Source organism: Woronichinia naegeliana WA131, from assembly GCA_025370055.1.
In the GTDB taxonomy this organism is placed as follows: domain Bacteria; phylum Cyanobacteriota; class Cyanobacteriia; order Cyanobacteriales; family Microcystaceae; genus Woronichinia; species Woronichinia naegeliana.
On the sequence record CP073041.1, the window covers coordinates 4,185,827 to 4,207,163 of the forward strand.

At 42.1% G+C, this 21,337-nt stretch carries 19 protein-coding genes and 1 pseudogene; 7 read left to right on the top strand and 13 right to left on the bottom strand.

What is annotated here, in order from left to right:
• Nucleotides 1-6: 6 nt before the first annotated feature.
• From KA717_21140 to KA717_21150, 3 genes are all read right to left on the bottom strand, one after another.
• Nucleotides 7-522: a hypothetical protein gene (locus KA717_21140; protein ID UXE58554.1), complete on the bottom strand. Its 516-nt coding sequence runs from the start codon at nucleotides 520-522 to the stop codon at nucleotides 7-9.
• Between the two features lie 53 nt (nucleotides 523-575).
• Nucleotides 576-1,655, bottom strand: a complete 1,080-nt coding sequence (locus tag KA717_21145) for an IS1 family transposase (GenBank protein UXE58555.1) — start codon at nucleotides 1,653-1,655, stop codon at nucleotides 576-578.
• Between the two features lie 118 nt (nucleotides 1,656-1,773).
• Nucleotides 1,774-2,325 carry an ATP-binding protein gene (locus KA717_21150; GenBank protein UXE58556.1) on the bottom strand — a complete coding sequence of 184 codons (552 nt, stop codon included), beginning with the start codon at nucleotides 2,323-2,325 and terminating at the stop codon, nucleotides 1,774-1,776.
• 371 nt (nucleotides 2,326-2,696) lie between these two features.
• Here KA717_21150 and KA717_21155 point away from each other — a divergent pair.
• Nucleotides 2,697-4,033 (top strand): annotated as a pseudogene (locus KA717_21155) (IS5 family transposase).
• Nucleotides 4,034-4,343: 310 nt separating this feature from the next.
• On the opposite strand, the gene KA717_21160 reads toward KA717_21155, so the two are convergent.
• Both KA717_21160 and KA717_21165 read right to left on the bottom strand, forming a co-directional pair.
• Entirely contained in the window at nucleotides 4,344-5,327 is a 984-nt protein-coding gene (locus KA717_21160; protein UXE58557.1) for an IS110 family transposase, read from the bottom strand.
• A 342-nt stretch (nucleotides 5,328-5,669) separates the two neighbouring features.
• A complete protein-coding gene (locus KA717_21165) occupies nucleotides 5,670-6,128 on the bottom strand; it encodes a hypothetical protein (GenBank protein UXE58558.1) in 459 nt (152 codons plus the stop codon).
• A 382-nt stretch (nucleotides 6,129-6,510) separates the two neighbouring features.
• Here KA717_21165 and KA717_21170 point away from each other — a divergent pair, with 382 nt between their 5' ends.
• The 3 genes from KA717_21170 to KA717_21180 are packed head-to-tail and all read left to right on the top strand — an operon-like array spanning nucleotide 6,511 to nucleotide 8,097.
• A complete protein-coding gene (locus KA717_21170) occupies nucleotides 6,511-6,705 on the top strand; it encodes a transposase (GenBank protein ID UXE58559.1) in 195 nt (64 codons plus the stop codon).
• A 17-nt stretch (nucleotides 6,706-6,722) separates the two neighbouring features.
• Nucleotides 6,723-7,898 (top strand): IS4 family transposase, encoded by a 1,176-nt coding sequence (locus KA717_21175; protein ID UXE58560.1) that lies wholly within the window; start codon nucleotides 6,723-6,725, stop codon nucleotides 7,896-7,898.
• Complete coding sequence (locus KA717_21180; protein ID UXE58561.1) at nucleotides 7,858-8,097, top strand: DUF4926 domain-containing protein; 240 nt, start codon at nucleotides 7,858-7,860, stop codon at nucleotides 8,095-8,097. The genes KA717_21175 and KA717_21180 overlap by 41 nt, the downstream gene beginning before the upstream one ends.
• A 323-nt stretch (nucleotides 8,098-8,420) precedes the next feature.
• Here KA717_21180 and KA717_21185 read toward each other — a convergent pair whose 3' ends face one another.
• On the bottom strand, nucleotides 8,421-8,681 hold the full coding sequence (locus KA717_21185; GenBank protein ID UXE58562.1) for a hypothetical protein: 261 nt from the start codon (nucleotides 8,679-8,681) through the stop codon (nucleotides 8,421-8,423).
• 247 nt (nucleotides 8,682-8,928) lie between these two features.
• On the opposite strand from KA717_21185, the gene plsX reads away from it, so the two are divergent.
• Both plsX and KA717_21195 read left to right on the top strand, forming a co-directional pair.
• A complete protein-coding gene (plsX, locus tag KA717_21190; protein ID UXE58563.1) occupies nucleotides 8,929-9,981 on the top strand; it encodes a phosphate acyltransferase PlsX in 1,053 nt (350 codons plus the stop codon).
• Between the two features lie 93 nt (nucleotides 9,982-10,074).
• Nucleotides 10,075-11,073 (top strand): ketoacyl-ACP synthase III, encoded by a 999-nt coding sequence (locus tag KA717_21195; GenBank protein ID UXE64744.1) that lies wholly within the window; start codon nucleotides 10,075-10,077, stop codon nucleotides 11,071-11,073.
• On the opposite strand, the gene KA717_21200 is transcribed toward KA717_21195, so the two are convergent.
• Nucleotides 11,070-13,577: a sigma 54-interacting transcriptional regulator gene (locus KA717_21200; protein ID UXE58564.1), complete on the bottom strand. Its 2,508-nt coding sequence runs from the start codon at nucleotides 13,575-13,577 to the stop codon at nucleotides 11,070-11,072. The genes KA717_21195 and KA717_21200 overlap by 4 nt on opposite strands.
• Nucleotides 13,578-13,721: 144 nt before the next feature.
• On the opposite strand from KA717_21200, the gene KA717_21205 reads away from it, so the two are divergent.
• Nucleotides 13,722-14,807, top strand: a complete 1,086-nt coding sequence (locus KA717_21205) for a glycosyltransferase (protein ID UXE58565.1) — start codon at nucleotides 13,722-13,724, stop codon at nucleotides 14,805-14,807.
• A gap of 154 nt (nucleotides 14,808-14,961) precedes the next feature.
• Here the strand turns inward: KA717_21205 and KA717_21210 are convergent, their stop codons facing one another.
• From KA717_21210 to KA717_21235, 6 genes are all read right to left on the bottom strand, one after another.
• Nucleotides 14,962-15,222 carry a hypothetical protein gene (locus KA717_21210; protein ID UXE58566.1) on the bottom strand — a complete coding sequence of 87 codons (261 nt, stop codon included), beginning with the start codon at nucleotides 15,220-15,222 and terminating at the stop codon, nucleotides 14,962-14,964.
• A gap of 294 nt (nucleotides 15,223-15,516) precedes the next feature.
• Nucleotides 15,517-17,511, bottom strand: a complete 1,995-nt coding sequence (locus tag KA717_21215) for an NAD-binding protein (protein ID UXE58567.1) — start codon at nucleotides 17,509-17,511, stop codon at nucleotides 15,517-15,519.
• 8 nt (nucleotides 17,512-17,519) lie between these two features.
• Nucleotides 17,520-17,903 (bottom strand): cyclic nucleotide-binding domain-containing protein, encoded by a 384-nt coding sequence (locus KA717_21220; protein ID UXE58568.1) that lies wholly within the window; start codon nucleotides 17,901-17,903, stop codon nucleotides 17,520-17,522.
• 325 nt (nucleotides 17,904-18,228) lie between these two features.
• Nucleotides 18,229-18,492 carry a LapA family protein gene (locus tag KA717_21225; protein UXE58569.1) on the bottom strand — a complete coding sequence of 88 codons (264 nt, stop codon included), beginning with the start codon at nucleotides 18,490-18,492 and terminating at the stop codon, nucleotides 18,229-18,231.
• Nucleotides 18,493-18,508: 16 nt separating this feature from the next.
• Nucleotides 18,509-20,425, bottom strand: a complete 1,917-nt coding sequence (locus KA717_21230) for a chromosome segregation ATPase (protein ID UXE58570.1) — start codon at nucleotides 20,423-20,425, stop codon at nucleotides 18,509-18,511.
• 282 nt (nucleotides 20,426-20,707) lie between these two features.
• Nucleotides 20,708-21,322, bottom strand: coding sequence for an ATP-dependent Clp protease proteolytic subunit (locus KA717_21235; GenBank protein UXE58571.1), 615 nt, complete (start codon nucleotides 21,320-21,322; stop codon nucleotides 20,708-20,710).
• Nucleotides 21,323-21,337: the final 15 nt, after the last annotated feature.

Genomic DNA, 21,337 nt, shown 5'->3' on the forward strand with positions numbered 1-21,337 from the left:
CTTTTATCAACTAAAGGTCGCACCCCTCATAAAAACCCAATGAATCGCCGCCGATGCAAATGCTCCCAACACACAAGCGAGATATTTTGCTTCTGGTGTCAACTCATCCCAACTCAAATCAAAAGCCGCTTGAACTCCCCTGGTCGCTTTGATCGCCATCGGCACTTCTTCGGGTGACAAAGCAGGATGTTTAACCTTTTCCTTTAACTTAGCCAGCATCGCCGACAAAGAGAGAGATTGATAATCCTCATCCTCCAAATAATAACCCACCAATTCCAACGCCAAGGGCAAATAGCCCAACTCCTCACAAAGTTTTTCTGCGGCTGATGTTTCTCTTGCCACCCTTTCTTGGCCAATAATCGAAGCTAATAATGCCACTGCCGCTCCAGGTAACAATACTTCTAGAGGCAATTCTTCGGCAATGCGTTGATCAGGTGTATCGCGTGAAGTGAGCAGTAACCGCAACTTCCCTAAATCCGCAGGCGGTAAATATTGCTTAAAATTTTTCGCTAAACCAGACACATCGGCACTGGTATCGTCTAGCTAGAAGCTATAAACGTTGCAATACAAGAGGTTCAACAAATCAGGCGAATTTGGAGTAAGTCCTCCCAAGTTAACCCTTTTTGAATTATACCGAGAGCTACCGCAGGAACTTTTTTCGTCGTAAAATGGCTGCGAACAAAGTTATGAACCATCCAGAAAATATCTAGCACTCGCTGTAATCCCACAACAGATTTAGCATAAGTATTTGTTCGACGACGAAAGGCGGCTAAATAGCGTCGTAGAGAACTATTAAATGCCTCAACGTGGTTGGCATGAACATCCTTGTCTTCTGGTTTTTCTGTTGTCTCAGGATGTTCAGTTTTCGGAGTTTCTACTTTCTCTAGTTTACCCTCAGAATCTCGACGTTTACTACTCTTATTTTTTAATCTTACCACCATACCCTTCGGTAATACTTTGGTGGGACGACCTCGCTTCCCAGTCCTTAATACTTCGTGACAAATATTAAATAGCAGTTGACTATATCGCTTTTCTCCATCTGTAAATAACTGGAGAGATTCTGCACTCCTTTCAAATAATTCCGCTACCGTCATCATTGCTTCTAGAAATAATTTCTGCTCTTTTTTACCACATTTTAAATGCCAAATAAAGCGGCTAGCCCTGTCCATGAGCACGATTGTCCACCCCTCAGAGGCACTTGCTTCTTTATTTTTTCCAACTTTTGTGTATAGTTCATCCCCTTCTATTACTAATTTAACAAATTCATTCACTAAGGCGTATAAAAATAATGTCTCTTGTAATCCTGATAATTTCTTTTCCCAATTCAATATTGTTGTTTTTGCGTAGCCGAATACTCGGGCTGCTGCATTTAATCCTATTCCTTCCATTCTGGCTTTTAATACTTTTACAATTTCACTTAATGGGGTTTCTAAGCCAGCGATTACGCTACCATAAGTCTCAGCAAAACAAGAACCACATTCTTGACAGATGAACATTTTACGTTCCCCGTTACCTTTCGTTTGGTAATGAGAATGTATTTTTACTTTTTCACTATAGCAATGAGGGCAGTTTTTCTGAAATAAGGCTTCCTCTTTCTCTTGAGGTAAGCCAATATCACTTAGGAGGTCAATTGAGCTTTTATTCAATGTTGACATTGCTTTCCGTTTTCCCTTTCTTTAATATAATGACAATAATAATAGTATAACAAAAACGGGAATATGTCCAGTCGTAAGTTATTTTCTATTTTCTCAAACTCTTACACCATAACTTTTTCTAGCTTTGATCACACGATACCAGTACCGACACATCATCGAGAATTAATAACACCGCTTCGGTCTGGTTTTTCCATTCTTGCCAACACTGAGTTACTTTCTGGGTATCCGATAAACTATCCTCTATCTCACGCTGAAAATGATGCTTAGTCACGGCCACAATCTCAGCCGCAATATTCTCACGACTCCGTGCATCCAGATAAAATACTCCTCCCGAAAAATGTGCCTGGCAATCATCACTTGTGGCATAGTTCCGCACTAATTCCGTTTTACCCACTCCTCCCATGCCCGACACCACACAGACATTCTTCTTCGTTTGCAATAACTTATGCAGTCTGTCTAACTCGATTTCCCGACCAATCAATCCTCCCTCGCGGGGTTGCGGTGGTACAAAAGGATTTCCTTCTAGGGAATTTTTTCCCAACTGGCCATAGTTAATATTGACCGTGCCAAAATTATCTTTGACGATGGGAGCTTTGTTATCGGTAAAGAGATTCTGCTCGGCTTTACCTGTCACATTCCAAGACTCAGAACCTTGTGTTTCGTTTGACATTTTTTTCTCCTAAGTTAAGTGGAACAGGCTTCTAGCCTGTGGATCCCCCCCAGCCCCCCTTAAAAAGGGGTGAGGACATGAAACGCTTACTGTGTATGGCTTTGAGTTTTTGGGTTAGGAGATTCGCGCAACAAACAGCTTTGAAAGGGGGAAGACAAATTAAAGGTTTGAAGTCCCCCTTTTTAAGGGGGATTTAGCGATTATCTTGTTTGTCAAGGCCTTGATAGGATCGCTATCAAATAAAATTAGGGCTTGCTGAAAAAAGCTGAAACCTTTACGGAGAAAAATAGTAGGCGAATTAAGAACCGCTAGAATGCACGAAAATAGGGTAGAATGCCTCAAAACCATTGCATTAAGAAGAGAGAAAGCAGATGTACCGAAAGCAACAGTACTCAATTGAAACACCAGAAAACTTGAAAAATCTGTTCGGCGGGCAGTTAGACGAAGAAAATCGTTGGATAGAAATGTCAAAAATGATTCTTTGGGAAGAATATGAGGAAGAATATGCAAAAAACTTCACAGAAAAAAAAGGAGCCCCAGCCAAATCATTTAGAATGGCATTAGGAGCATTAATTATCAAAGAAATTTCAGGAAAAAGTGACAGAGAAACAGTAGAACAAATAAAAGAGAACCCTTATTTACAGTACTTTATAGGAATGGAAAGCTATAGTAGCAAAGAAGCATTTAATGCGTCAATGATGGTTCATTTTCGTAAAAAAATAGGAATGGAATTAATAAATAAAATTAATAAAGAAATAGAAAAAAAGCGACGGGTGTAGCGTCAGAAAAAAAAGAAAATGAAGGAAAGTTATTGTTAGATGCGACTTGTACACCAGCAGATATAAAATATCCAACGGATATAGGAATATTGAATGATGCCAGAGAAAAAACAGAAAAAATAATAGATAAGCTGTATGAAGAAATAAAAGAGAAAAGGAAAGAAAAGCCGAGGACTTATAGGGAAGTGGCAAGAAAAGAGTACTTAGCCATAGCAAAAAAACGTCGTGTGTCAAAAAAAGAAAGAAGAAAAGGAACAAAAAAACAACTAGGATATATAAAAAGAAACTTGTCTCATATAGAAAAAATGATAGAAGAGGGAGCAAAGTTAGAAAAACTAACGAAAAAAGAGCAAGAAGAGCTTGTAACGATAGGAAAAGTGTATGAGCAACAGTTAGAAATGTATGAAAAAAAGACAAATAAAGTAGAAAACAGAATTGTGAGTGTAAGCCAACCTCACGTGCGTCCAATAGTGCGTGGAAAAGCGGGAAAAGCAGTAGAGTTTGGAGCTAAAATATCGGCAAGTAATGTGAATGGCTTTGTCTTCTTAGACAAATTAAGTTGGGATAATTACAACGAATCGGGAGATTTACAAGCGCGAATAGAAGAATATAAAAGGGAAACAGGATGTTATCCGGAATCGGTTTATGTGGATAAAATCTATCGAACAAAAGCGAATCGAGCTTATTGTAAAGAAAGGGATATAAGAATGAGTGGTCCCCGATTGGGAAGACCGCCGAAAGAGGTGAGCAAAGAAAAAAAGAAAGAGGCACGCTCAGATGAAAGAGTGCGTAATGCCATTGAGGGTAAATTCGGACAGGGAAAGAGGAAATTTAGTCTTGGTCGAGTGATGGCCAAACTACCTGAGACCTCGGAAACGGTAATTGCGATGAACTTTTTGGTAATGAATCTTTCTACTCTACTTCAGAAGACAAAAAGTAAAAAGTTGTAGAGTCGTTTTTCTTGTGAAAAATGGTGTTAATTTTCCTCTCTTTTGTGAGGAGTGATTTGTGTTGACCTTTTTAGACAGAAAGGAACAATAGATTAAACAAAATCTGTATTTTGATTTGTTTCCATAAGGATAAGTTATCTATGCTTTTTCAGTCCATACTTCCCTAACCCACATTTCTTTCGTTTTTTGACTTTTTCAGCAAGCCCAAATTAGTCAAAACAAACAACTCATCCTCATACAACTCGTCAGAGAATGAGTTATGTTAACTCTTTCAACCAATATCAGAGAATTAGCACGCTTGCAGTTTTTCCTCCTTTGTCTCTATATTTTCAGGACATCGCCAAGGTTTTTGACTCTTGACTATAGCATGAAGAAATCCCAATAGCTTATGAGCGCAGGCAATTAAAGCTACTTTTTTGGCCTTACCTGCCTGGAGCAATTTTTGATAAAACGCCTTAATTACCGGATTGTGTTGTATTGCCACTAGGGCTGACATATACAGCACGGCACGCACCCTTGCTCGTCCACCGATAATACGTCGTTTTCCTCGCATTTGCCCACTGTCACAGTTCATGGGAGCAATTCCCACTAGACTCGACAGTTTCTTCAATGGTAGCTCTCCTAATTCTGGCAACATTGATAGCAAGGTCACGGCCGTTACTCTGCCCACTCCAGGTACACTGGTTAATAGCTCATACTGCTTTTTACTCTCTTCGTTGTCTTGCCGCAGTTGGTCTATCTGCTCATCCATTCCTTTTATCCTTTGTTTGAGCCATTGAATATTAGTCTCAATGTCAGCTTTCGCCGTGCTACTACGAACACTGTGCGCTCGTTTTTGTTCACTGTTTAGCATTTCCACTAACTGACTACGACGATTGACCAAATCGGATAAAGCTACTTGAGATTCTGATGCTAACGGTTTTGGGCTTGGTTGCAAGGCTTCTCCAAAATGGGCTAATACCTCGGCATCTATTTTGTCCGTTTTCGCTAGACGACCTGATGCCTTGGCAAAATCTCTGGCTCTTTTGGGATTAATCACTGCTACCTTGAATTCCTCTTTTTGCAGCTTGTGAGCCACTCCTCTTTCCATTCCTCCTGTTGATTCGATGATGATTAACTCAATTTTGTATTTTTTGAGTTGTTCGCTTAATTCCTGCCAGCCTGACTCTTGATTGGTTACTTGCAAAACCTTATTCGCTGGACGTAAAGCTATGTCCAACTTGGCTTTGCTGACATCTATACCAACCCATTGGCTTGCTACTTGAGTTTCCATGCTTTTACCCCTTTACTTTGAGTTTTTATCTTCATTACTCGACCTTGTTCACTACGGGTTCGAGACCCTCTCGATTTTTCGAGTTTTTGAAGGATTGATGAGTGGCGACCTAGACTAAATCTCGGCTTTTATAACCAAGGGGGAATCGGTCTACCACTCTTCCTTTAAGATACAAGGGGGCTCAAACCTAAAAGCGTAGCCTATGGACAGGCAGGATGCCCATCCCACATTTTATATTTAATTGTAGAACAGGCTTCTAGCCTGTGGTAGCCTATGGTAGCCTGTGGCAGCCGATAGACAGGCAGGATTTGTACTGAGCTTGTCGGAGTATGCCTATCCTACTTATGATTGAGGTGGTATGCCGTAGTTAATGTTTACAGTACCACTGCTATCTTTAATAATCGGTGCTTTATTATCCGTAAATACATTCTTCTCTGCTTTACCAATCACATTCCAAACTTCTCCCCCTGCACCCTGCTGAATATCAATATCTTGCTGAATTTGCTGGGCTAATGATTGCACTTGTTGGGCAAAAGCCTCATCCTGCATGGCAGATTCTAAATGTTCACCGACCGTTGCGATCGCAGTAAGATCACCTTTTTCCGCGCCCGTTAGTGCTGTATCTAACTTTTCATCTTTGCCCCGTAATTTATGAACAATCATTTTACGCAATGCGTTCATTTTAGCGATCGCCTCTGCGGAAAACTTCTTAGCTACTTCACCCGCTCCCGATTTAATAAATTCTCGAAACGCTAAATCGGCTATCGCGCTGGCGGTGAATATGGTGACGGGATCGGTCATTTTTCTGTCTCCTAATGTAAATTAACTGGTCTCATTATATGTTATATCAATGAATAAAATATGCTATGGCGAATTATCGTTTAGAATAGATTAGGTCGTCAAACAATGAATAACACCATTAACGAAATTAATATTGTTGCTTTAACTCAAGATTTACCAAAATTAGGGTTAAATAAAGGACCTGACTTTTCCCGTTAAGTCCAAAATCCAGCAATGCAAACTTCTAGAGGCTTTATCTGGCAAGGGTTTGAGTAATGATTCTCTTGACAGGAAAAAAATATTCTGAAGCCATCATCCCGCTTATCGTTCAAATTTCAAAAACAAAGGATGAAGGGAGTATGAGACTGTAAAATGGAGAAAATCTTAAAGGGCAGGTCAAAAAATGTTGGAATGGTGGACAAAAAACTTTGCCAGTTGTGAATTGGGAGACGAGAGGCTAAACAATCGTGCCTTCTCGATTGGGAAAAAGTTAAGTGAGGGGTTTGGAAAAGCCTTATCAGAAGTGTTTAAGGGAGGAAACGAGTTAAAGAGGTCCTATGAATTTTTGGGAATCCGAAAACAGACTTTGTCAAGATAATAGAGCCGCACTGTGAAATGACAACTGCCGCCGTAGAAGAATATAAGATAATGCTATCAGTCGGAGATACGACCTTCTTAGATTATCGCAATATCAAGGAAAAAAGGGAAGGGTATGGGCCGACTGGAAAAGGAGGGAATGGATTAATACTGCATAGTGCTTTAGCAATTGAGCCAGAAAAAGGACAAGTATTAGGTTTATTATGGCAAAAACTGTGGAATAGGGAGGTAAAAGAAAAGCCCCCAACAGATGAAACGGCGAAGCAGAAAAAAGAAAGACAGAAAGAACAAAGAAAAGCAGCTCGTCAAAGACCATTTGAGGAAAAAGAATCCTACAAATGGGTAGAGGCTCTAAACACCTGTGAGAAACAGGTAGAAAGTTCAACGAGGGTAATTCATGTATTTGACAGAGAAGGAGATGTTTCAGAAGTCTTTGACTCAGTGCGTCAACTCAAGCATACAGGAGTGCTGGTCAGAGCGTCTCATAATCGTAGTTTAGACAAAAATAGTGAACGACTTTGGCAACATTTGGAATCAGAACCGATTCGTTTTCATCAAGAAATCGAGATTCCGAGTACAGGAAAAAGAAAAGCACGGAAGGTTAAGCTTGCCGTCCGATTTTGCTCAGTTAATCTACGAACTCCCTATCGTTTTGATAATCGTGACCCGTTGAATGTCTATGCTGTTTATGCGACAGAAATCGATTGTCCCGAAGGCGAAACTCCTTTATCTTGGATGCTTCTGACTACAGAAGTTGTTGAGACTATTGAGATGGCTGTCACTATTCTTCGTTGGTACACCTACCGATGGCGGGTTGAAGAATTTCATAAAGTCCTTAAGTCTGGTTGTCAGAGTGAGCGTTATCGACTTGCCTCTGATGGAATGAAAACTCTTTTGGGTTTTTTAAGTGTCATTGCTGTTGAACTTTTACACGTTACTTATCTTCATCGTACCCAGCCCGATGCTCTCGCGATTGAAATTCTTAATCCTCTTCAACTTCAGGTGTTAAAAGCAGCCGCCTCTCAAAAACTTCCCCCTATTTTGACTGTTGCTTGGGCTGTCGAGTCTGTTGCTTTTCTTGGTGGTTATCTTGAACATCGTCGTAAAACTCCTCTCGGTATCCAAGTCCTTTGGCGCGGTTGGTTGAAGTTGCATGACCTTTGCCAAGGCTGGCAGCTTGCAATCCGCACTTAACGGGAAAAGTCAGAATAAAGGACAAGCTGGAACTGTAGTAGATATTTCTGAATCAGGAGTGTTTTTAGTTGAATTTTCTAATGAAAAGGGAGAAATGATCTCTCTAGAATCTTTAAAAAGAGAACAGATAACATTAGTAACTTCTTATACTCAAGAAAAAACTAAAATAATGGGATATCAACTTGGGTGCGACCTCTGATTGATAAACTATTGCTGCGTAAGGATTCTGGTTGTTGCTAATTCACAACATGATTTTTGAGTGGATTCGATGAAAGCTTTGCTAGGCAAGAATTTTCCAGAGTCGAGAAGGTATCATATGAAGGTCGCACCCATCAACTTAAGGCAGGCCAGCTTACCCGGAAAGGGTTTTAGCTTTGCTCCTACAGAGTAAGCCTTACAGCCATTTTCATTAGTCAAGATCCAAATCAAAGTGTTCCGCTTTACACTGCTACCCGCTTGCTGTGCCAAAATTGAGAATTGCTGAGTCCTTACGCGGCTGGCTCTGCTTGGCTGCGGAGCATTTTAAGCAAAATAGTTAATTTCTTCTAGCAGTTCAGGAGAGACCGGTTGACCATCACGACGGCGCAGTTCAATTTCCACCATCATTTTCAGTCCCATCGCAGGAGGCGCGGGTTTTTGGTGAAAGATAATTTCGTAGTCATTGGGATCATGCTGTCGTTCCCGCAACCAGTCCTGAACCTTGAAGGCACAAAAAAAGGACTGACCCTGGTCAAACATTCGACTGAGTTGCAGACGGAGGTTATAGGAATCAAATCTAGCCATACTTGAGCATATTGGGAAAAGACGAAGGACATTCAGACTGATTTCAGTCTAACGCGACCATTGGATTAGTGAGGATAGGCTATGGAGCTAAACCTGGACAGAGCCAGATCGTCGGTAGGATGAGCAAGCTTTTTGGTAAACTAGTTTGTAACAATAGCAGCCTTAGCCAAATCAGATTTTTAATTAAAACTTTAGATTTGACGGAGGTTCTGCTAGAATTTTCTAGGTTTCTATCACTTTTAGACCAATGGCAGCAACGCGGGCAAGAATTGCACTAGACGCTATGGGCGGCGATCACGCTCCCGATGAAATTATTGCTGGAGCCATACGCGCCTCCGAGGAACTGGATGTCGAGATTCTACTGGTGGGCGATCGCGCTCAAATCACGGACTATCTCCAACAGCATGGCTCCCATTCCCAAAATCTAGAAATTGTGGAGGCTGAAGCGGCCATATCGATGGAAGAGGAAGCGGTTACTGCCGTCCGTCGTAAACCCAAAGCCTCTATTAATGTGGCCATGGAATTGGTCAAACAAAAACGGGCTGATGCGGTGGTGTCGGCAGGCCATTCCGGTGCAGCAATGGCGGCGGCTTTGTTACGGTTAGGACGTTTAAAGGGAATTGATCGTCCGGCGATCGGAACCGTTTTTCCCACCTTACTGGCCGATAAATCGGTAATCGTTCTAGATGTGGGGGCCAATGTGGACTGCAAGCCCAAATATTTGGAACAATTTGCCCTGATGGGAAGCATCTATAGCAAGTACGTCATGGGAACGGAAGAACCCAAAGTGGGACTGCTCAATATTGGAGAAGAAGCCACCAAAGGGAATGAATTAGCTCTTCAGGCTTATCAACGATTGCAAGACAATCCTCACCTGCTTTTTATCGGTAATGCAGAAGGTCGGGATGTCCTCTCTGGCAATTTTGATGTCATTGTCTGCGATGGCTTTGTGGGCAATGTTGTACTCAAGTTTGCCGAGGCAGTTGGGGGTATTGTACTGAATATTTTAAAAGAAGAATTACCCCAGGGATGGCGCGGTCAATTGGGAACGCTACTACTCAAACCCAATCTCAAACGGATTAAACAACGTATTGATCATGCAGAACATGGTGGAGCCTTGCTGTTTGGGGTAGATGGCATTTGCATCATTAGTCATGGTAGTTCCCGCGCACCCTCAATTTTTAATGCAATCCGTTTAGCAAAAGAGGCTTATGATAATCGGGTTTCGGAACGCATTCAATCCTGGACAGATGGCATAGACAGTGCTGAAACCAGTTCATTACTCAATAGTGAACGTTAATCTTCAAAGCAGAATGACATCACTCGCTCAATTCGGGCAGCATTAACACAGGTATTAATCGGGAGTAAGGGATTGGACAGCCTTAAAACGGGAATCACCATCATTGGCAGTGGCTCGGCTACCTCAGCCCAGCTTTTGAGCAATGAGGATCTCAGTGAGATGGTGGAAACCTCGGATGAATGGATTCAAACCCGCACGGGAATGCGTCAGCGTCATATCTGTTCTCCTGATGAGTCCTTGGCGGATTTAGCAGCTCAGGCTGGTCGTAGGGCTTTAGAAATGGCGGGTATAGGCGCAAACGAGATTGATTTAATTATTTTGGCCACTTCTACTCCTGACGATTTATTTGGGAGTGCTGGCAAAGTTCAAGCCTTATTAGGCGCGTCCCAAGCCGTTGCCTTTGATCTAACGGCTGCCTGTTCGGGGTTTGTGTTTGGCATGGTGACTGCGGCCCAGTTTCTTCGCACTGGAGTCTATCAACGGGTGTTGCTGATTGGTGGTGATGTGCTTTCCCGTTGGGTGGATTGGTCAGATCGATCAACTTGTGTCTTGTTTGGAGATGGTGCAGGGGCAGTGGTGCTTCAGGGTCAGTCTGATCGAGATCATCTTTTAGCCTTTGAAATTTATACCGATGGGAATCTCAATCATTCGCTCAATTTGGGTTATCAAGGACAACCGCGATCGCTGACTGAGGAAAAAACCATTAGCCAAGGGAATTACCAGCCGATTAGTATGAACGGTCGAGAGGTCTATCGCTTTGCGGTGGCACGGGTTCCTGAAGTGATCGAGAAGGTTTTGTTCAAGGCGCAATTGGAGATAACGGCGATCGATTGGCTAATTTTGCACCAAGCCAACCAGCGAATTATGGATGCAGTCGGTGATCGCCTACAACTTCCTTCAGAAAAAATTATTAGTAATCTGGCCCAGTATGGCAACACCTCGGCGGCTTCCATTCCCATCGCCCTAGATGAAGCAGTCCGAGCCGGAAAAATTCAAACCGGAGATTTGATTGCTGCTTCTGGATTTGGAGCCGGACTTAATTGGGGAGCTATCCTTTTCCGTTGGGGAGAAGATTGCAACGGTCACAGTTAATAGCCAACGATAATCTGACTCATTAATATAGCCAAAACAATAATAGCTAGATGTTGAGGCCAAAGAATCTTCAGGGATTGGCGACCAATTTTTTGAGTAATTAACATGGCAGCTAACGACCCAACAATTAATAAGCATCCTTGTAAAAAAGCAATAACCGCAGGATGAGCGATGAGGACTGGTAACTGTTGACCCGACAAACCGAAAGTTGCCATAAAAAGAGGCATAATTGTCCCTGCTTCTCCCATTCCCAAACGCAGATAATGGGCCAGATTACCCGCTAAAACTAGAGGCAGATAACCATAGGCTAATTCCACAAAAGAGATATGGCTGAGAATGCCTTTTTTGGGGATAAATTGATGGCTGAGTAAGGGAATAAGAATCGGTAAACTTAAGGTGAGAAATGCGGCTAAAAAATGAAATGCAAAGGGTTCAAGATTCAAATGTAAACCCCATTCTAGATTGATTTCTGGCAGTCGTCTTAAAAATATACTATTGAGCAAAAGAAATAACAGAGCAACTTCGTAGGCACGGGGAACATGGGTTGTCCAAAGCTCGATCGCCGGTGGACGGAGATTAAATTCCACAGAGCGATGGGGACAGGCTTTTAAACAGGTCATGCAGAGAACACAATCCCGATTATCTTCCAATTGGGCAGGATGGGAATACAGAGGACAACCTGCCGTTGCTTGCCCTTCTCCCTTTTGGGGGCCACCCTTATAACATTGATAGGTATTGCATTCGGCGGAACAAGTTCCCTGTTGGGCCCGTAATTCAGTCATCGCCAGTTTGGCAAACAGACCATTCATGCCGCCAATGGGACAAAGGTAACGACACCAAAGACGACGTTCAAAAATAGCAGAACAAACCATTGCTCCGGCAGTAATTAACAATAACAAACAGGCGGAAAGATAGGCCGTATTTTGTAAATGCCAGAGTTCTTCCCAAAGTAAAATTAAAGCAAAAAGTCCAAATAAAAACCATCCTCCCCATTTTTCTAGCGTTTGCTTCGGCCATTTCTTTAAAGTGCGAGGAAAGAGCCAGAGGGACAGTTTTTGAGTAATTTCACCGTAGATCATAAAGGGACAAACGGCACACCAAAGTCGTCCAACAAAGGGAAAACTAATCAAAACCAGGGGCCACCACCAAGCCCAAAAAAGATTCAGGGCAAAATTTTGATCACGAGTCTGGGGGCCAACAAATAAAATGATCACGATCGCCGCAAAGGCCCAGGTGGTAATGCCATAGTTAATCCTGTCTGGCCACCAAGAACTGCGAAGAAATTGACGTAATTGGGAATAGGTATTGAGTAAATTCAAGCGAAATTGTTTTTTCTTGCTCTGGGAGGGCCAAATGATTTCCTCGGTAATTTTTGTATAGCCCTGAAGTTGAGTAACAGCCCGTTCAACTAGGTTAGAAAGTTCCCGTAAATTATTGGGAAAATCGTAGGCCTGTAGTTTTCGTAGGGCTTCAGGGGTGATGGGTACAACGTCTATACCCTTGGCTTTACAGGCTAGACTAATGTAGTAGTTTACATAGTCATCAATATCAGCTTTTCTGACTCGTAGGGGTGGAACTTTAATATTTTTAGGAAAAAGAGTATTAAGAGAAGGAACGATGGTTTCTGAGATGGCAATAATGCGAGCTTGGCTAACTTGTTCAGGTACAATTTCTTCCTCATCACGACTAACCGGATGGTAGGTTTTTTGTTGAATTAATTGGGCTATTTTAGGTAATAATTCCTGGGGTAACTCTTGAATATTATTTAACAGTAATGTGCCTTTACCCAGGGCTGCTAACAAACCCATTTTGCCGTTGGCCCGACCAAATAGCTCGGCTCCACTCCCTTTTAAATTGGCACAATTGACCTTAATCATTGGTTCTTTACGATATTGATCAGAACCAAAGTGAATTAGGGCGGCCATATTATCTTTTTCTAGACCAGGTTCTCCAAAAATCAACACAGCTTCGTCTGTTTCAAAGGCTTCTCTAAGCTGCGATCGCAATTTAACCGCATAACGACTTTTCCCCATAATGGCCCGACGGGCTTTCGGCACAATATAAGAGCGTAAAACCGCATGACGCTGCTGTTCAAAGAATAACTGAGCCGATAATTCCTGAACTTCCGCAGCCAGATATTGGGAAAAAGCTTGGGTAATTTGGGGATATTGACGAACAAACTCTCGAAAAGTATTGGCTTCCAAAAACAAAAATTCACATTGTCCGGCTGTCACCACGGATCGCCGCACCGGTTGATCGAGAATTAAGGCTCCTAGATTAATCACTTCCCCTGGTAGCAAACCTAAATTTTGGGTTGTTCCCTCCAGATGTCCTTGATAAAGAACATAAAGTCCCTGGGGTTTAGTTCCCGCTTCCACCACCGTTTGCTGATCTGCCAGGGTGAGAGATTGTAGATGGGGCGCGATCGCCGTTAAAATCTCCTCATTCAATAAACTTAATTCTGTTCTTTCCTTGAGCCAGATTACAATATCGCTAGATAACATTAGCCGCTCCCCCGAATTGATCGAGCACTTTACCCCTGCATGGTTCCATCCCTGACGACAGTTACTAACGCTTCTCTTTGTATTTCAGAACAAACGTCCGATTCGTCTTCTAGTAATCAGTCTGCTCTAAAATTATCGCTAATTTTGCCGACCTATAACGAGAGTGGCAATATTACAGAAATTGTAGCGGTACTAACTCGGCTGCTTGACCCTGTATTGGGAGAGAATTATGAGTTGATTGTAGTCGATGATGATAGTCCTGATTATACGTGGAAAATTGCCCTAGCATTGCTGGAGTCTTACCCCCAATTGCGGGTTATGCGCCGTACTGAAGAAAAGGGTCTTTCTACGGCGGTGATTCGGGGTTGGCAAGCAGCCAGAGGTGAAATTTTAGGCGTAATTGATGCCGATCTTCAGCATCCGCCCGAAGTGTTATTGCAATTACTGCAAGAAATGGAACAGGGGGCTGATCTGGCTCTGGCTAGTCGTCATGTGGAAGGGGGAGGGGTCAGTGAATGGAGTATGATTCGCCGTATTCTCTCTAGGGGAGCGCAAATGCTCGGCTTACTGATTTTGCCGGAAGTGATTAGTCGTCTTTCCGATCCCATGAGTGGCTATTTTATGGTCAAACGCCAGGCGATCGCCGGTAAAACCTTAAGTCCGGTGGGTTACAAAATTTTAGTGGAAGTGGTTGCCAGGGGAAAAATCCGTTGGATTGGAGAAGTGGGTTATGTTTTTCGAGAACGGCAGAGTGGAGAGAGCAAAGTTACTAGTCAGCAGTACTGGGAATATTTACAGCATTTAATTCGATTACGCCTGTCCCTATCATCTCGCTTTGTTCAATTTTGTTTAGTCGGTTTAACGGGAGTTGTGGTTGATATGGGTTTTCTTTATTTACTCCATGATCCCAGTACCCTCGGTTTCCCCCTAACTCGTAGCAAGATTATCGCCGCAGAATTGGCAATTTTAAATAATTTTTTGTGGAATGATCTTTGGACTTTTCGAGATGTAGCCCAGCGTCAACCTGGCAAACGTCAAAGGATCAAACGTTTTCTTAAATTTAATCTTATTTGCTTAGTGGGTTTGTTCCTTAATGTCATTTTTCTTAACCTATTGGTTAACTTATTTGGCTTAAATCATTATCTAGCTAATTTTCTGGCGATCGCCCTAGTAACTGTATGGAACTTCTGGTTTAATCTGAAACTCAGTTGGCGGGTTACAGATGTTTAATCGCTTGATAAAGTCTAGACATCTCTGCTAAGAAGAGGATAATTGTACAAAGATGGAAAATAGAACTGCTATGTGAATTCTTATTCAAAGGTAAAGTTTTGTTACGGAATTCAACATTTCTGTTAACCAATGACTAATGACTTAGGTCTTTCGGTTAAGATTCGTTATCTTTTCCTCGCAACTCTTGTCGAGAAATTTTCAATTGTTTCCAAAGTTGACGAATTTCTTGATAAGCTTCTTCTGGTGTGATTTTGCCATTGGTTTCTAGACCACAGAGATAAATAATGCGTTGGGCAAATTCTTGAAGATTGGCATTAAAAACTAAGTTTTCTGGGGTAAATGCTCCCTCATAGGAATGGTGAGGATACAGAAATTTTTCTATCGGATCGGGTTCAGTTGGGTGTTGATTAGACATGAGGACTCCTCAATTAAATAAGTAACAAGAAATAATTACCAGAAAGGTAAGTTTCTTAATTAAGGCAATTTTTTGCTTTAATGGGACTCCATAGGGATGAGAACATCATCCAAAATTGTCACTGCACATTAGTTTATTTAGTCTATTGATCAAATATTTTTATTGGTACAAAAACAAGATTGTTTTATTTTGCAGACTAATTTACTAATATTTGCATACGATTATAACCCCATGAGCAAATAGCAAAGGTTAAGAAAAAGATAAGATTTGATTTACTTCTGTTTAATTTCCAGTCTAACTATCAAGATGACTTCCTTGGGTTTTGACTAATAGAGCTACGATTTGCATTTTCTTTAAGGCGCGAAGTAAGCGTTGGGCCTGGGGACGATAAAGAGGTGTTATTAACGTATTAGGAAGATCATCGAGTAATTCCCTCGCCTGTTGAAGAGAACAACCTGAAATGCGGCTGATGGTATTAGCTCCATCAAAAATAAAATCCTGATTGATAATCTTTTCTATTCGTATTCGCCAGGTTTTAGGTTTTAAATCACGCACCTCGATTTTTCTTAAGCTTTCAATGGTCGCTAATACGACTAGGCGATCGCCTTCTCTGAGTAAGACATCATCAGAAGGAAATAATAAAGAAGGGTGATTACTCGACTGGTACAATAAAGGGACAATACTATAACCGTAGGCAACTTCTGCTAGTAATAAACCGACCAATGTATCCTGATTTTCAATATAATATTCCGTCACCAGAATAGTTTGATAGTGAAGCCGAAAAAGATTGAGAATATTTTCTCCAAAGGCAGCCCCAACAAAAACTTCTGCGGCTAATCGATAGGTTTCTAATACCTGAGCTTTAGGCAATAATCCCATTAAACTATGGCTTAATCCCTGGCGAGAAGTCCGAATAACTAAGTTTGCTCTGGGATTAATTTTATGGGTTGTCAAAGCAACTTCTAGATTTAACATATCGTCATCAGTTACCACGACGACACTATTGGCTGTGGCTAAATTTACTTTAGCAAAATTTTCTTCTAGGGATTGATTAACAATGGGAATATCGGGTAAAAGGCGGAAATCAAAATCAAATTTAAGGGTGATACCGATAAGGGGTTGCTTCCAGGTTTTTAAGAGACGAGCAACCCGTTGACCAATGCGTCCTAAACCCAAGAGAACAATATGGTTTTGTTTGGGTAAAGTCAAACGTTTACGGGCAAAAATAAATTTCGTAGCTAAAAGACTTTCTGTTAATAAGGCATAGAGAATGCCGACAAAAGCAATGCCCGCTAACGTTAACAATAATGCTAAAGGTTCCAACAGCCAACGGTAGTTTTTGACTTCTTGAAGTTCAGCAAATAGATCTCCATAACCACCTAAAAGTAACACGAAAGTTCGATATAATGCGCCTAAAATTCCGATCTGAGGAATGGTCAAATAAAATAACAGGGTTCCTAATATTAACAAACCCAAAATTACCAATCCGGCAAATAGGATTACAGGACGGGATTGCACTGCTGATTTGAATTGTTGCCAATGTTCTAGTTGGGTTTCTAGCCAGAGAGATTGTTTGCTTAGGGTAAAATTATTTAAGGTTTTCTTGGGGGAATATTGTAAATTAGAGAAAAGATTATCTACCGCTTCGATGGCAATAATAACATCGTTAATTCTAACAACTTCTTCCCCGTCCCATTGATGAAAACCCCAATCCTCTGAAATTTCCCCTCTTTCAACACTCAAAATACGGCGATCGCGGCGATTTAAATCCTGAAGTCGAGACTGATTTAACCCAGGATGATTGGGAAAAATGGGAATGCGAATAACTCGTAACCATTGCTTTTCCAACTCAAAAAAACCGAGGGTTTCATTCCCTAACGCAGCCAGCGCGAAAGCATTAGCAGGTAAATCTAGGGGATCATAAGCAATAAAATTGCCCAGTTGTTCTCCTAATAACTGATTGAGGTGAGTTTGTCCTGATCGTACAACTAAACGAGTGGTGGGATTTAATTCTCGAATCATGAGGGCGGTTTCAATATTAACTTCCTCATCACTGGTGACTAATAAAGCGGTTCGACATTGGGCAATATTGGCACTTTCCAGAACGGGTAAATGGCTACAATTGCCGATAATTAATTGTTCCAAAAGAGAGGGAACTTTAGGGATTTCGTAGGCATTAGGCGTTTGTTTTTCAATCGCGATAATTTTGACATTAAAGGAACTCAGAGCCACCACACACTGTTGCCCTAAATTGCCTAGTCCACAGACTAAAAAAAAATCTAACGACATGGAAAGAACTAAGTCATTGCTTTTTGTAATTGAGCTTTAACTTTCCGTAATCGTTCTGAATAACTTCGCAAAAGTTCCAAGGCAAACATCGGGGTTTGTTGCACTGCAAAAAAGAAATGTTCTTTTTCCATGGCCGCAAGGCGAACTTCAGTTTTTGCGATCGCCGTACAGAAGCGTCGGTGGTCTTCATGAACTAACGCTCCAACTCCAAAAGCATCTCCTGCCTGCAAAGTTTCTAGCAATTTGCCTTCCAAATACATTTCGACTTCTCCCTCAATCAAACCATACATAAATTCACCGCGATCACCGGCTTCAAAAATAACTTCTCCCGTCTTAAGTATTTTTTCAGGGTGACTTTCAAAAATAAGAATAGAATCAATCGGTTTTAACATCGCTACAAAATATAGGGATTTTAAGCTACTTTTTGAGTAGCAGTTTAGTCTTGAGGCTCTAAACTTAAACCTCAAGCAATTAGATCATACTGGGATAGGTTGACACAAAGTGTTAAGAACAGAATAAGATTCGATTAAAATCAAGCCACTCATAGAATAAACCCATCAGTCCAATTAATGATTAGCGAAAAAAAATAGGGAAAAATACTTAGAAAAAATGGACAGCAAAACAGTGTAAAAAGAAAGAATGGATAAAATCAAAAAGTGTGAACTAAAAACAGAAGGCATCAACAGAGAACTATTTTGGGCTATGTCCGTTCCATCGTTATTCCTCAAAATCAAATTCGTCCATATCTTCTATTCTTGTACGTCGTTTTGCCGGACGTTGCCAGAGTAACGGTAAGAAAGCACCTAAAATGAGTCCAAAACCAATACAAAAGGCGAGGAGAATACCAACGGGTAATTGTATGGACTCAAAAACAAATAAGCGGAGGGAGACAGGGGTAATATTTTGAACGGCAAAAACCGCGATCGCCGCAAAGCCCAGGGCGATCATTAAAGAACTTAAAAAGTTAGCGATAAAAGTCATAGATACCCCTAAAAACTTAGGGATTGGTCGTCGTTGTCGGGTTCAGATCGGTAGGCAGGGGAGGACTCTCCAACTCTGGAGTATTGGGTGTGACAGGAACACTGGTCGGAACAGGTGTTAAGGCCTGTTTCCAATCCTTAATCAAGTCTCTGGCCGTGTTATAGGCGGCACTTTCCTTGGGAATTACTCGTGCTAGGCGAATCGCTTCTGATAAAGAAGCCTCACTGGCTTTTTCCTGGGCTAGGGATAGGAGTTGATAGCTCCATGTATTAATCGATTGAATCCGCTGACTGCCTGCTTCCGTTGAGAGGGGAATTTGGAGAATTAAACGAATGGCATTGGAGAGAGATTCTGGTGTTCGAGCCTCGGCCAGTGCGTTTGCCCGTTGCAGGGTTTTCTGAGATTGAATTTCCTGCTGCCAAAGATTGATATTTTTACGCGCTTCAGGATACAGAACTCGTCCAGAGCGAACTTGAGATGCCGTACTAATCGCTGAGGCATAGTCTTGATTGGCAGCGATCGCTTTTGCTTGATCGAGCAAGGGTTGATCCTCTTGGCGTTCTACCATTGTCTGCCATTCTCGCATTTCTTGACGGGCTTCGGAATAAAGAGCGCGATCGCGGCTAATACTAGAAGCTTGATCGATGGCCTGTTGCAGATCGCCAACATTACCAGAGTCAGCTAATTCTTTTGCCTTAGCAAGTACTGGTTTATCTTCATAGATTTGAATTTGCTTTATCCAGTTATTGATATCCCGTAGAGCATCTTGATAACGGGGATTGCTATCGGGAACCAGTTTGGCCTCGGCGATCGCGGTCGTTAAATCTGCGACCGTACCCGATTCAGCCATTTGTCGAGCCTTAGCCAATTGGGTTAAAGCCGTTTCCTCCGTGCGCCAACCTTGGATTAATTCTTGCGCCACCGTGTAAAGGGGACGAGTTTGATCTGCTATTCTTTCCGCCGTTGAAATGGCCGATTGAATGCCCTCTAACGTGCCGGATTGAGCATCACTGCCAGCCGTTCCTAGTAACTGCCATTCGTTAGTATCTTCCGCCGGAAAAATATTTTCTGGAATACGATCAACGGTGCTGGACAGGGTTTGCCAATCCTTGTCATCAATTAGATTTTGAATAAAGTTCTGTAATTTTTCCTTGGCTTTATTTATTAAACCCAAAGATTCCTGATAGGCATAACTTTCCTTGGGAATTTTTTGAGCTTCGGCGATCGCTTTCAGCCAATTGTCAATGCCACCCCGACGCAAAATCCGATAAGCCGTGTCTAATTTACTGCTTTCTTCCTGGGCTAACTGAATATTTTTAACGCTTTGATCGTATCTCGTCGTTCCCCAGTAACGATTATCCAGATTCAATAATTTTACCGCCGCCCGAAAAGCATCATTCCAGCGTGCCTTCCGCAGGTTATCCTCAACCTCAGCAAAAATAGCTTCTCCTTTTTTCCAGGTCTCTTGCCAACTGCTAATACGCTCTTCAACTAATTTATAGGCCTGTACCTGATTGGGAATGCGTTTTACCGTGGCGATCGCTTCATCTAACTTGCCATCTTGGAAAGATTCATCCGCTAAACTCACAATTTCATTGGCCCATTCTTCAATGCTACGGTTTGCTTCGCCATAGAGAGGGTGATCCTTGGGCAAGCTTGCTACCAATTTGATCGCCTGTAATAGACTATCCACCGTTCTATCATCCGCAGATAACTGAGCACAATATAAGCGCATAGAGGCGGAGGCGATCGGCCAGAAAATACGAGAACACTGGGGACTCTTGGGCAACTTAAACAGCATGTTCGTTGCCGTAAAGCCAATCCCTCCTGACACCAAAATCAGCACAATCGCCCAAAACTGATAGGGAAACCGTTCGGCTTGACGCTGAACCTGCTGATAAGCTTGGCGACTAACAGATTGTAAATTATTCATCAGAGGAGGCCGTTGATGGTCTGGAGGAGTCGGGTTTGAAAACACAGTATTATCAGGCTAGGGAATTGAGGACACCGAGAGAGGATTTAATCTCTGGACGACTAAGATCAGGAATTTTCTGAAAGCAGGAAATTTTTGACCTATCTTAGCATTACTTTGACGATCTCCCTAGGCATTTTTCCTTAGCCAACCCATTTTTTCTCCAAAACAACAGAGAGTGATCGCCGCTTAACGAAATCTTCGCTAGACCAGGGGCGATCGCTTTTCCTCAAACGCTTTAAACTACAACGCAACTGTTGACAGACTACTCGGTTCAATCACCTTATCAATGAGTCCGTATTCCTTCGCTTCGGCTGCGGACATAAAATAATCCCGGTCCGTATCCTTGGCAATTTTCTCGATGGTTTGGCCAGTGCGAAGGGCCAACATTTCATTGAGTTGCTGACGAATCCGCAGAATTTCCTGGGCCTCAATTTGAATATCCGTTGCTTGACGACGACCGGTACCCCCCATCGGTTGGTGAATCATGATACGGGCATGGGGCAAGGCTAATCTTTTACCCGGCGTACCGGCGGCTAATAAAAACGATCCCATTGATGCCGCTAAACCCACACAGATTGTCACCACTTCCGACTTAATGTATTGCATGGTGTCGTAGATGGCCATGCCTGCCGTTACCGATCCCCCCGGAGAATTGATATACAGATAGATCGGTTTACTGGGATCATCGGAGTCAAGATAGAGTAAAAAAGCGACAATGCGGTTGGCGATCGAGTCATTCACTTCTTGACCCAGAAAAATAATTCGTTCCTGGCTTAGACGAGTATAGATATCGATCCAACGCTCATACTGACTACCGGGCAGACGATAGGGAACACTGGGAACACCAATAGGCATAGGTCAAAAGGTCAA

What these genes read in the sequence shown, in the direction of transcription:
- KA717_21175 (UXE58560.1), top strand. Translation starts at nt 6,723, where the DNA reads ATGACAACTGCCGCCGTAGAAGAATATAAGATAATGCTATCAGTCGGA.
- KA717_21225 (UXE58569.1), bottom strand. Translation starts at nt 18,492, where the DNA reads ATGACTTTTATCGCTAACTTTTTAAGTTCTTTAATGATCGCCCTGGGC.
- KA717_21150 (UXE58556.1), bottom strand. Translation starts at nt 2,325, where the DNA reads ATGTCAAACGAAACACAAGGTTCTGAGTCTTGGAATGTGACAGGTAAA.
- KA717_21185 (UXE58562.1), bottom strand. Translation starts at nt 8,681, where the DNA reads ATGGCTAGATTTGATTCCTATAACCTCCGTCTGCAACTCAGTCGAATG.
- KA717_21220 (UXE58568.1), bottom strand. Translation starts at nt 17,903, where the DNA reads ATGTTAAAACCGATTGATTCTATTCTTATTTTTGAAAGTCACCCTGAA.
- KA717_21200 (UXE58564.1), bottom strand. Translation starts at nt 13,577, where the DNA reads ATGTTATCTAGCGATATTGTAATCTGGCTCAAGGAAAGAACAGAATTA.
- KA717_21230 (UXE58570.1), bottom strand. Translation starts at nt 20,425, where the DNA reads ATGAATAATTTACAATCTGTTAGTCGCCAAGCTTATCAGCAGGTTCAG.
- KA717_21180 (UXE58561.1), top strand. Translation starts at nt 7,858, where the DNA reads ATGACCTTTGCCAAGGCTGGCAGCTTGCAATCCGCACTTAACGGGAAA.
- plsX (UXE58563.1), top strand. Translation starts at nt 8,929, where the DNA reads ATGGCAGCAACGCGGGCAAGAATTGCACTAGACGCTATGGGCGGCGAT.
- KA717_21165 (UXE58558.1), bottom strand. Translation starts at nt 6,128, where the DNA reads ATGACCGATCCCGTCACCATATTCACCGCCAGCGCGATAGCCGATTTA.
- KA717_21170 (UXE58559.1), top strand. Translation starts at nt 6,511, where the DNA reads ATGTTGGAATGGTGGACAAAAAACTTTGCCAGTTGTGAATTGGGAGAC.
- KA717_21235 (UXE58571.1), bottom strand. Translation starts at nt 21,322, where the DNA reads ATGCCTATTGGTGTTCCCAGTGTTCCCTATCGTCTGCCCGGTAGTCAG.
- KA717_21210 (UXE58566.1), bottom strand. Translation starts at nt 15,222, where the DNA reads ATGTCTAATCAACACCCAACTGAACCCGATCCGATAGAAAAATTTCTG.
- KA717_21160 (UXE58557.1), bottom strand. Translation starts at nt 5,327, where the DNA reads ATGGAAACTCAAGTAGCAAGCCAATGGGTTGGTATAGATGTCAGCAAA.
- KA717_21215 (UXE58567.1), bottom strand. Translation starts at nt 17,511, where the DNA reads ATGTCGTTAGATTTTTTTTTAGTCTGTGGACTAGGCAATTTAGGGCAA.
- KA717_21145 (UXE58555.1), bottom strand. Translation starts at nt 1,655, where the DNA reads ATGTCAACATTGAATAAAAGCTCAATTGACCTCCTAAGTGATATTGGC.